The sequence below is a fragment of the Massilia sp. Soil_C_3 genome (assembly GCF_057657035.1).
Map to the genome: position 1 here is coordinate 1 of NZ_JBDGJG010000029.1, position 630 is coordinate 630.

The 630-nt window shown below is 58.6% G+C and carries 2 protein-coding genes; both read right to left on the reverse strand.

The window, feature by feature from the left end; all coding sequences use genetic code 11:
• A partial coding sequence (locus AC3A6F_RS25300; protein WP_487686544.1) for an IS3 family transposase occupies positions 1–278 on the reverse strand: 278 nt, incomplete at its 3' end.
• Between the two features lie 56 nt (positions 279–334).
• Positions 335–630, reverse strand: a 296-nt coding sequence (locus AC3A6F_RS25305) for a transposase (RefSeq protein WP_487686546.1), incomplete at its 5' end; no start/stop codon positions are given.

Here is a 630-nt window from a genome sequence, read left to right on the forward strand (position 1 = left end):
GCGGCAGGCTCGATTTTTTGATAGGTGCGCATCTTCCTGAAGCGCGCAGAACGCCGCGTTTCGATACCTGAGATGCGGCGTAATCTGCCAACGCGATTACGCCCACACGCCACGCCTTCTGCCTGTAGCAGTTGCCACATTTTTATCGTGCCTGGCGCACGGCGATGCGCTTCATGCAGCGCCTCAATGCGAATACGCAGCGCAATGTCCTGGCTGGTGCGTTTGCTCTCTGGACGCTCGCGGGATGCGTAGCAGCCACTACGGCTGACCTTCAGCAAGCGGCACATCATGGCCACCGGATGGTCACCGGCATGCTGATGAATGAAAGCGTACTTTACGGCTTGCGTTGCGCAAAGTACGCTTCCGCTTTTTTTAAGATAGTGTTCTCCATCTTCAGGCGTTCATTCTCGCGACGCAGCTTTGCAAGCTCGTCTTCTTCTACTCCCGCCGGGCGGCCAGGGCCTTTGAACGCGCTCTCAGCACCCGCCTCGTCAAGCCGTTTCGCCCATTTGTAAAGCTGGTTGCGATTCACGCCGAGCTCGAGCGCCAGCGCGGTAGCGTTGCACCCACCTTTGAGACGCGCTACCGCGTCACGTTTGAATTCGGCGCTGCGAACGGTTCGCTTAGCCG